This is a genomic window from Methanophagales archaeon, assembly GCA_021159465.1.
In the GTDB taxonomy this organism is placed as follows: domain Archaea; phylum Halobacteriota; class Syntropharchaeia; order Alkanophagales; family Methanospirareceae; genus G60ANME1.
Genome location: JAGGRR010000200.1, coordinates 1 through 9,972, shown reverse-complemented (window position 1 = coordinate 9,972; position 9,972 = coordinate 1). Strand labels below are relative to the sequence as shown.

At 45.4% G+C, this 9,972-nt stretch carries 8 protein-coding genes; 5 read left to right on the top strand and 3 right to left on the bottom strand.

All coding sequences use genetic code 11. The annotated features are described in order from the left end of the window. Positions 1 to 331 precede the first annotated feature (331 nt). Together J7J01_08685 and J7J01_08680 are read right to left on the bottom strand one after the other, a co-directional pair. Positions 332 to 1,183 (bottom strand): hypothetical protein, encoded by an 852-nt coding sequence (locus tag J7J01_08685; GenBank protein ID MCD6210941.1) that lies wholly within the window; start codon positions 1,181 to 1,183, stop codon positions 332 to 334. A gap of 11 nt (positions 1,184 to 1,194) precedes the next feature. Next, positions 1,195 to 2,130, bottom strand: coding sequence for a protein translocase subunit SecF (locus J7J01_08680; protein ID MCD6210940.1), 936 nt, complete (start codon positions 2,128 to 2,130; stop codon positions 1,195 to 1,197). Positions 2,131 to 2,253: 123 nt separating this feature from the next. Between J7J01_08680 and J7J01_08675 the strand changes: the two genes are divergently transcribed. The 4 genes from J7J01_08675 (at position 2,254) to J7J01_08660 (ending at position 6,246) form a co-directional block, all read left to right on the top strand. Next, entirely contained in the window at positions 2,254 to 3,360 is a 1,107-nt protein-coding gene (locus tag J7J01_08675) for an aminopeptidase P family protein (protein MCD6210939.1), read from the top strand. A 140-nt stretch (positions 3,361 to 3,500) separates the two neighbouring features. After that, on the top strand, positions 3,501 to 5,186 hold the full coding sequence (locus J7J01_08670) for a DUF11 domain-containing protein (protein MCD6210938.1): 1,686 nt from the start codon (positions 3,501 to 3,503) through the stop codon (positions 5,184 to 5,186). A gap of 42 nt (positions 5,187 to 5,228) precedes the next feature. Next, positions 5,229 to 5,759 carry an exosortase H gene (gene xrtH / locus J7J01_08665; GenBank protein MCD6210937.1) on the top strand — a complete coding sequence of 177 codons (531 nt, stop codon included), beginning with the start codon at positions 5,229 to 5,231 and terminating at the stop codon, positions 5,757 to 5,759. Next, positions 5,740 to 6,246 carry a hypothetical protein gene (locus J7J01_08660; GenBank protein ID MCD6210936.1) on the top strand — a complete coding sequence of 169 codons (507 nt, stop codon included), beginning with the start codon at positions 5,740 to 5,742 and terminating at the stop codon, positions 6,244 to 6,246. The genes xrtH and J7J01_08660 overlap by 20 nt, the downstream gene beginning before the upstream one ends. Here the strand turns inward: J7J01_08660 and J7J01_08655 are convergent. After that, on the bottom strand, positions 6,206 to 6,454 hold the full coding sequence (locus J7J01_08655) for a DUF357 domain-containing protein (GenBank protein MCD6210935.1): 249 nt from the start codon (positions 6,452 to 6,454) through the stop codon (positions 6,206 to 6,208). The genes J7J01_08660 and J7J01_08655 overlap by 41 nt on opposite strands. 93 nt (positions 6,455 to 6,547) lie before the next feature. Here J7J01_08655 and J7J01_08650 point away from each other — a divergent pair, with 93 nt between their 5' ends. Beyond that, positions 6,548 to 9,961 carry a hypothetical protein gene (locus J7J01_08650; GenBank protein ID MCD6210934.1) on the top strand — a complete coding sequence of 1,138 codons (3,414 nt, stop codon included), beginning with the start codon at positions 6,548 to 6,550 and terminating at the stop codon, positions 9,959 to 9,961. The last annotated feature ends 11 nt before the right edge of the window (positions 9,962 to 9,972 follow it).

Below are 9,972 nucleotides of genomic sequence, written 5' to 3'. Positions count from 1 at the left end.
GTGTCGTTTTGATTGACATTGCCTTTTCTTTGGGTTTCAGGGATAAAGTAAGCCTACAAAGGCTTGCTGAATGGTGACATTTTGGTGAGGGTTAAATATATAAATGCGGAATATAGGTTAAAAGATTTAGCTTTTCCTTCTTTCACTCTTTTCTCTGCCTCTTCCACACTCTTCACACACTCCTCTCTGAATATCTCTTCCGGTGGATAAATGTTCCCCAAGTGCATCAATGATGCTTCTCACAACTCTTTATCTTATCCTCTCCTCGATTCTCGACGCAAGTCGCTCTACAGGTTCCTCTTCATTTGCTTCCATTTTCTCTTTCATTATTTCATTCGAGTATCTGAGGAACCCTCTTCTTCAACTGCGGCATTACCTCATCAGATACGAGAGGTGGCACCCTTATCTCTCTAACTGGCTTTAATAACTCTATTATCTCCAATGTGGAAAGCTCTTCTGCTCGTATTCGTATCGAAGCCTCAAGTTGTACCGCTGTGAGGTACTTCTCTGGTTCAAATACAAATATCTTGCCCGGTTTTATACCTATGACAGCATCCACGTCCTTTAATGTACTATATGGCAATGGCAATGCCACATCTGAATAACTCTCAATGACTATAAGATCATATTCCCTGCGCATCAACATGAACGCCTGCTCGGCTGCGCGATTATAATACTCACTCGTTAGCTTATTCAGCGTGTTCAGGTCATGAACATGGAAGATACGCGATGCCCCTGCACATAACTCAGTGAAGAGAGTCTCGTCATATCTATACTCTGTCGGTAACGCATCATTCACAACCACTAAATTCGTGGCTTCCGATTTACGCCAGAGCGTTACGCGGTCAATGACGAAATAAGGGATCCGGGTCACTGGATCGATGTGTGGTGGCTCTGTCCATAGTCTGTGGAAGGGATTGACAAATTCCTCCTCTAATGCAGCACTCACAGAGCCTGGAGTAGAAGCGAGCTTCAACATCTTTGCATCCTTGCCATATAGTCTACCCCGTGATAGCGCTTCCTGCACCACATCATAATCATACCAGATGCTGTTCCCGGCTCGCGGCTTGAACCCGCATACGGAGTACTCTTGCACTCTAAAATAATCTAATATCGCACACGCAAGGCTCGTCTTACCCGCATCCAGCTCCTTCAAACCCACAATCAATATCTTGTAGACCATCTATGCTTATGCTATGATGACTTCGCTCGCTTCTTCCCACCCTTGCTCTGCTTCTGCTTTATGTACCTCTTCCTCTTCGACTCCCTCCTCTCTATGTACCACCGCAATATACCTGCATTTAGCAGCCAGGTGTTCATCAGGTCCATAACAAGCCCGAACAGGAGCACGATTGATATATCCTTCAATATGGTAATATCAATCAAAAAGGATACAATGAACATCGCAAAGATTGCAACGATGGTCGTTGAGGTCATCATTAGACCCGTCTTCATCGCACTTCTGATATTATCAAACAATTCGCCCTTCTTACGGAGCAGATTGGTAGTGAGTAAGATATCGGAGTCCACAGAATAGCCTATAAGCATGAGTAATGCCGCTACTGTCCCAAGCGATAGCTTCATGCCTATTATGTCCATGCAGGCGATGGCGATAGTAATATCCGAGAAGGCAGAGAGGACGACGGCAAAAGAGGGAACAAAGATTCGAAACACCACAAATACCACAATAGCCATCAACAAGAAGGCAGTTATCAGTGCAAACAATGCCTGACGCTGGTATTGTTTACCAAATACCGCACTTATGGTCTTTATCTCATATCTGCCCCCGTATTGCATCTCTAACCTGTCGAGCAACCTATGATACTCCTGTGATTCACTGGATATATCAAATTCCAACCTTTTCTCATTGCCTATCCCCGTCTTAGCCACCAGAACCAGTGGCAAATCTGCAAATTCCGCTCTCAGCTCATCCGCGCTCTTGTCCGTTGATATCTTCACCATCGTACCACCGATGAAGTCCATTCCCAGACGCACCGGTGAACCCACACTCACCTGTGTATATCCAAGAATTACAAAAGAGGCGAGTAGCAGGATTAAGGGTATAAGAACCAGTTTCTTCACTTCGTACCTCGTTATATCCACCTTCTCAAACTGACGCTCTCCTATCATCCTCATCTTATCTTTTATCTATCCTTATATCTGAAGAGATAAAATAAAGTAAGTTATGGTTTGTTATGGTTTGATGTGATGAGTATAAATGGGAGGCGATGATGAAGGATGAAGGCTCTTCTCATGGTCAGTGGGAGCGCGCATAACGCGGATATGTATTACGCCACGCGATTTCTTTCTTTAGATCCCTTCATCTTTATCCGCAACACCCGTGGCAAAGCTATCCTGATCGTATCGCCAATGGAGTACGAGAGAGCGAAGAAAGAGTCCATTTTGAGCGAAATTCGTTCCACAGCGGATTATGGCGGTGCCAGCGTGGATAAGAGACGTGATGAGCTGATAATATTAAAAGCACTGCGGGAGGAGGGCATAGATGAGGTTGAAGTGCCGAAGTACTTCCCTGTCTCTATCGCAGATTCGCTGCGGAAGGAAGGGATAACAGTAACTCCAGTGGAAGAGCTCGGAGTGACAAAAGAGCGTGAAACAAAGGCTGAATGGGAGATAGAATACATAAAGAAAGCTCAACGCGCTTGTGAACATGCAATGAGGGTAGCGATAGAGGCGATAAGGAACTCCAGAATTGATGGTGAGCGCCTGGTGGCAAATGGCGAGATACTGACCTCAGAGCGAGTGAGAGCGTCCATAGAACATGCTCTGGTCGATTCCGGATGCAGTTGTGACGGTGGCGAACCGATAGTGGCATGTGGAAAGAAAGCTTCTAATCCCCATTTCTCAGGGCACGGGACCATCTTCGCACACGAACCTGTCATCATTGATATATTCCCAAGATTGAAATCCGGGCGATATTTCGCTGATATGACGAGGACGGTATCGCGTGGTGACCCTTCAAGTAGAATAAAAGAGATGTACGAAGCAGTTAAATTTGCACAGGAGTCTGCTGAAGAGTCTGTGAGGGAAGGTGTGATGTGCAGCGATGTCCATAACCTGGTATGTGATATGTTCGAGGATATGGGTTATGAAACGATAAGAAACCATGCTCACGCTAATAGAGGGTTTATTCACTTTACAGGGCATGGCGTGGGGCTGGATGTGCATGAGAGTCCAAGTGTTGGGGATAATGATTACGTTCTCCGGGAAGGGAATGTGATAACAATAGAACCTGGACTGTACGAGCCCGGGGTAGGAGGTGTGCGATTGGAGGATATGGTGCTCGTGCATAAGAACGGCTGTGAGAACCTGACCAGATTCGAGAAGAGACTTGTAATTTAGGTGACGAAAGGCAAGATAAACACAAACACATATAGTGTTAGCACACAACTTGAGCCTCTGTCATCTCCATCTGAAATGTACCCGAAAGTTATATTAGTAACCTCCGCCATCTGTAAATTCTATATGGAGATAGCATAAAAATGTATGTCCAAAAGAAGGGAGGAAAGGGAATCAGGTGGATATTCTTCATTGTAGCGATTTTGCTTTGCACGATGACCACTCTGATCGCTGTTTGCACTGCCGAGCAGGTGGATTTATTTCTTTTGATGGATGGTTCAGGCAGTATAAGTGCTGCGAATTATTCAACGCAGTTACGCGGGTATGCCTGTGCGATAAAGGATCCGGAAGTAATCCCCCAAGATGGTTCTGTCCTGCTATGTGTAATCATGTTCGGATACCCGCCCACACATGAACACTTCTTTTATTACCACAAACCTGCTCCACCTGGCTACATACCCTACGCAAGGGTGATAGTCCCCCCCACTGTGATAACTAACCAGACGGTAGCAAATTCTATCGCTGATACCATAAATAATACGCCACAGCCAGGAGACCACACACCCATGGCAGAAGCGTTCATATTGGCGAATAAGACTCTGACAGCTGCTATTCAGGCTGGTATTGCGCAACAAGATGCCCTTCATATAATTGACATATCTTCAGATGGACGTCCAAATTGGATACGTGGAGGTTTCATAGAAGTACCCGAGGCTGCGGTGGATGCCACATTCCAGGCGAGGGATGATGCAGTGCTGAAGGGATATTTTGACAGAGTGAACGTTCTGGGTGTTGATATCATGAATGAAGGACCTCGTCCATATCCATATAATCGGGATTTCCTGTATCGGCTCAGGTATCCACAGCCAGGCGCGGTATCACCGGGCTTTTATATGGAAGCAGCTAATTGGACGGTCTTCCCGGAGAAGATAAGGGAGAAGATTATGAGGGAGATACCCGGGCTCACCATCACCAAGAAGGTTGATAGGGCAGAATGCCACCCTGGCGACATATTGACCTACACGATAAATTACAGCAGCACCGGGAACCTGAACCTTACAAAAGTTATTTTGACTGATGCAGTTCCTGCAGATACCACAGTGGTGAACGGGAGTATATCCGGTGGTGGTAGTATCAATGATAGTAACATTACATGGAACATAGGCAACCTTGGGATTGGTGCATCTGGAACGCAGTCATTCCGGGTGATAGTTCATGGTAATCTCGTGAATGGAACATTGATACAAAACGTAGCCACAATAGATAGCAATGAGACCTTACCAATCAGTGATTTTGCAGTTACAACGGTCATTGTGAAGCCGATCTACAATTTAGTTGCCTATAAGACTGTGGATAAGAAGTTCGCTGCACCAAATGATACTCTTGTATACTCCATACACCTCCGCAATGCTGGTACAGTCACACTTACCGGTGTCAAGATAAAGGATGGAATACCAGAGAACACGACGTATATAAGGGAGAGCATGAGCTTAACTGGTATACCGCTGACCGATGCAGCGGATAGCGATCGTGGAACGTTCTTCATATCGAACAACACGCTGATTTGGGATGTAGGTACACTGGAACCAGGAGCAATAGAAGAAGCCACATTTAAAGTCAGAATAGACCCTTTCGTACCTCAAGGCACAGTGATAAATAATACCGCGACGTTGTGGTCAAACGAGACACCGCCTATCAACCGCTCAGTTATAACGATTGTGAGAATCCCACAGAAAGTGCCGGTACTCATGCCTGCAGGTCTTGCTGTTTTAGTCGGACTGCTGATTGCAATCGGATATCTGAAAGGAAGAAGTAGAAGTAGAAGATGAACATCTTCTTTTCTTTTTACCATCAACAACTAAGCGGTAAAAATGAAGCGCGATACCAGAGATAGCGGGGGGGAAGAGAAAGAGAAGAGCAATACAAAAAAGTATGTCTTCTCCTTTCTGATGCTTTGTCTCGTCTTTTATCTCTTTTATTATCTCACAACCGGGTCAGGGCTTATGCTCCATGTAAGAACTGCCACCGCGTTGATCTTAGCTTCTATATTCTCATTAGCGGGCATGGATGTGGCGGTGAAAGGTACAATATTATCTGTTAACGGGTTTAGTCTGGACATAATAGATGAATGTACCGCGGTTTTTCCCGCGATCATTTATAGCTCCTGTATCCTTGCATATCCCGCGAGGCTGAAGAAGAAGAGTCTTGGTATCCTCATTGGTGTACCCGCCCTTTATGCGATTAACCTCTTCCGTATCGCCATACTTACCTTTGTGGGTCTGTATAATCCCAATATGATGGAGTTTGTGCACGTGTATCTATGGCAGGGTTCATTTATAATATTCGTGGTGGTACTATTCCTGATATGGCTGAAGATAGCGAATGAGAGTGGAGAGGGATAGGGGTAGAAGAGAGGCGGTAGAGAGATGTGAGATATTGAATTTGAACAGGAATCAGCTCTTGCTCTTCCTGATTGAGTTCCTGGTCGTAGCTGCGATCTTCTTAGCAGGCTGGTATTACATAGGGAGATGGTACCAGAATCTGGTCTTCTACATCGCGAGGATTGTTCTACTCGCTATGGGATATACAAAATTGGAAATCGGAGCATTGAATTTATCCGATGCTTATCTCGTGAATTTCAATCTGGTACCTCTGATCGCGTTAGCAGTGGTGACACCGAAGCTAACGTTGAAGAAGAGAATTGAGATACTCGTAATAGGAATCCCTGTCTTGTTTCTCCTGCATGTTCTGGACATAGTGGTACGATTCCCCATGTATATAAACCATTCGGAATTTGCGAGGATGGTTTATGCCTCAATTGGGGTTGCATGGATGGCAGTACCCTTTATCATCTGGGTTGTGATTGCTGTCTCCTTACGAACTCAATGACCCCCTTTATGCCGTCTATCAGTCCATGCGCATAGTTTATACAGCCGAAAGCGGTGAGATAATCGCCCTTCGCAAGGTAATACCTCGCATCTTCACAATACGCCCTCGCAAGCTCCAGCACTTCCCAATCCCCTTCTCCAAGCTCCGTGATGCTCTCCTCAAAGAGCGCTATATCCTTCTTTATCCGCTCCTCTTCCCCTTCTTTCATTCTCATATCCTTTCTATTTTAACCTGTTTCTATCATTATAGGTAGGTAATAATGCTAATGCCTGAAAGGATTAGAAAACGTGATGGGAAAGTAGTGAGATTCGAGCGTATGAAGATTACATCTGCGCTTTATAGAGCGATGACGAGCGTGGGCATAGAGGCAGAGGTTGCCAGCGAGCTCGCCGATAGGCTCTCGAAGAAGGTGGTGAATGAGATAGATAAGCTATTTGATGGGCGTATACGTATACCAACAGTTGAGGATGTACAGGATATAGTGGAGCAGGTACTGATAAGAGAGGGTCTGGATAAAGTTGCAAAGGCGTATATCCTCTACCGACAGCGTCATGCGGAACTTCGATATCTGAAGCACTTCATAGGCGTGCGAGACGATTTAAAACTCTCGGTGAATGCCGTTGAGGTGCTTAAAAAACGATACCTATTGAGGAACTCCCGTGGTGAGGTTGTAGAGAGTCCGATGCAGATGTTGAAGCGTGTTGCGAGTGCAATTGCTCGTGCGGAACGTTACTATGGTAAGAGCATGGATGAAGTGAATGAGATAGAACGCGGTTTTCTAAGATTGATGCGGAACCTCGAATTCCTGCCAAATAGTCCCACATTGATGAATGCGGGCACAGAGCTTGGGCAGCTCGCTGCCTGTTTCGTATTACCCATTGCGGACTCGATGGTGAGTATCTTTGATGCGGTCAAGAATGCGGCATTAATTCACCAGTCGGGTGGTGGTACCGGGTTCTCATTCTCACGGCTGAGACCGCGAGGCGATGTAGTGAGGTCAACCGGTGGAATAGCATCGGGTCCTGTATCTTTCATGCGCGTCTTCGATGTCGCTACGGAGGTGATAAAACAGGGCGGTAAACGAAGAGGAGCGAATATGGGCGTTCTCAGGGTTGACCATCCTGATATAAAGGAATTTATAAGAGCGAAGGAGAGTGGTGGATTCCCAAATTTCAATATCTCGGTCGCCGTCACCGATGCGTTCATGCACGCGGTAGAGCGGGATGAGGATTATGGACTCGTGAATCCCCGGACGAACGAGGAAGTGAAGCGAATAAATGCGAGGGAAGTCTTTAATGAGCTCGTAACCTATGCATGGAAGACCGGTGACCCCGGTATCATGTTTATAGATGAGATCAACAGGCACAATCCCACACCAGCAGCAGGCGAGATAGAAGCGACGAATCCATGTGTAACTGCAGATACATGGATAATGACTGCTGAGGGTCCACGGCAGATAGAGGAATTGATTGGCAAGAAGTTTGTTGCAATAGTAAATGGTGAGGAATGGGAGAGTTCAGAAGAGGGATTCTTTGAGACCGGAATGAAACCGGTTTACCGATTGAAGACAGCAGAAGGATTTGAATTACGTCTGACAGCAGACCATCCAGTTATGAAAGCGGGTAGAATAACAAGATATAAAGTTGAGACGCAATGGAGCAATGCAGGGGATTTAAAGCCGGGCGATAAGATTATCATCAATAATCACAGGGATTTTGGTAATGGTAATTGGGGCGTTAAGGGTGAATATATAGAGGGTGAGGGCTATTTAATTGGTTTGCTCCTGGGAGATGGAACAATAAAAAGGTTAGCGAAAGAGCTTGAATTAAATCCAAATCCCGGGATGAAGATGATAACCAGGAAGATAGAGAGGACATCGGTGGATTTCTGTAGAGGTATATTAAAGGGGCTCTTTGATGCCGATGGTTCAGTTCAGGGGGACCAATCAAAAGGTGTCAGCATAAGGCTGGCACAGAGTGATATCGGGATTCTTAAGGTGGTTCAACGTATGCTTTTACGATTCGGGATATTCTCAAAGGTTACAAAACCCCAGCATGAATTGGTAATCTCTAACGATAACATATTGTATTTCGCTGAGAGGGTAGGATTTAATGATGCGGAGAAGATGGAAGAACTTGAAAAGGCTATACGGAATTACAATATGAGAATGAATCGAGAACGGTTTGTAGCATCCGTAGAGGAAGTAGTTCCGGATGGTGTAGAGAAGGTTTATGATGTTAAAATTCCGGGAATAAATGCGTTTGATGCCAATGGTTTTGTTGTGCATAACTGTGGCGAGCAGCCTTTGTTAGCGTACGAATCATGCAATCTGGGCTCTATCAATCTCGCGAAATTCGCTAAGAGCGGGGATAGAGAGATAGAGTGGGATAGACTCAGGGAAGCAATCAGGCTCTGTGTGAGGTTTCTTGATGATGTCATTGATGTGAATAGGTATCCATTGCCGGAGATAGAGCGGATAACGAAGGCGAATCGTAAGATAGGGCTCGGAGTGATGGGTTTCGCGGACTTATTGATCAAGCTTGGGATAGCGTATGACTCAAAGGATGCGCTTTTGCTGGCTGAGAAGCTCATGCGGTTCTTTACAGAAGAGGCGAGACAGTGCTCTGTTGAACTCGGTCGTGAGCGTGGCTCTTTCCCTAACTTCGAGCTCAGCGTTTGGAACGCAAAATACGATGCGATGCGTAATGCTACGGTGACCACAATTGCACCAACGGGAACAATAGGCATAATAGCCGCTTGTCTTCATGGCGATACTTTAATTTCTACAATAGAAGGCAAACAAAGAATAAAGGATTTGGTAGGAAAAGAACCTTATGTTTACTGTTGCGATAATAATTCCATAAGAGTCAGAAAAGCTTATGGGGTAAGAAAAACAAGAGAAAAAGCAGAGGTTTGGAGGGTCAAGTTTGATACTGGAGACGAGCTAATAGCTACCCCAGATCATCTGGTGATGCTAAGCGATGGGAGCTATGAAGAAGTGAGGAATTTGAAGATTGGAGCTTCGGTTAGGAGTTTTGAGAGGAGTCTATGGTTCCCTGAAGCAGAAGGTCAAGAACCAACTTTTGTTCTGCGGATGACTAATTTGCCAAGAGAACAGAAGAATCACAGGGTCGTAGATGTTTCATTTTATGGCTATACTGATACATATAATATGGAAGTTCCAGGCTGTCATAATTTCGTTGCTAATAACGTCCTTGTCCATAACTGCTCCAGCGGGATAGAGCCTATATTCGCAGTTGCATTTGTTAGGAACGTAATGGGCGGTATGCTGGAGATAAACGAATTGTTTGAAGCGATAGCGAAGGAGAAGGGGTTTTACAGTAAAGAATTGATAACCGGGATTGCAAAGCGGGGCTCAGTACAGGATATAGAAGGTGTTCCAGAGGAAGTAAAAAGGGTGTTTGTTACTGCTCTTGACATCTCGCCTGAGTGGCATGTGCGAATGCAGGCAGCGTTCCAGCGATATACCGATAATGCGGTCTCTAAGACGGTGAATCTACCTGCTGATGCGCCATGGCAGGCAGTGAAGCGTGTGTTCTCCTTAGCTTATGAACTCAAATGCAAGGGCGTTACTGTTTATCGGTATGGATGCAAGGAAGGTGTTCTATCGCCTGGAATACCGAAGTTAATGCTTGAGGAATATGTGAGAGCTGATACTGAATATACAGGTGAATGCAGGATATGCTCGGTGTAGGTATAAATTGA